Source organism: Pseudoalteromonas sp. SG43-6 (genome assembly GCF_014164365.1).
GTDB classification, from domain to species: domain Bacteria; phylum Pseudomonadota; class Gammaproteobacteria; order Enterobacterales; family Alteromonadaceae; genus Pseudoalteromonas; species Pseudoalteromonas rhizosphaerae.
Map to the genome: position 1 here is coordinate 1 of NZ_JACJEZ010000215.1, position 257 is coordinate 257.

Below are 257 nucleotides of genomic sequence, written 5' to 3' on the forward strand. Positions count from 1 at the left end.
AGCAGTGATGAAATAGGTGGGTTGGTGAGCATTACAGTCACCGATGCCAATGGTGATATACAAACCTTAACGGCGACAGTACTTGCAGATGGCAGTTGGTCGGTGGATGTACCGACCCCGCTTGCAGAAGGTGCTTTTGTTGTTGATGCCAGCGTCACCGATGCCGCCGGCAATACCGCTAGCGACACAGAAAATGGCGGAGTGATCGATACTCTTGCGCCAACCTTTGATATTGATCCGTTGGCTGCGACGAACGA

The 257-nt window shown here is 52.1% G+C and carries 1 protein-coding gene; it reads left to right on the forward strand.

Annotated elements, in window-relative coordinates; all coding sequences use genetic code 11:
- Positions 1–24: 24 nt before the first annotated feature.
- The coding region (locus H5201_RS22840) for an Ig-like domain-containing protein (protein WP_310736961.1) at positions 25–257 on the forward strand (233 nt) is incomplete at its 3' end.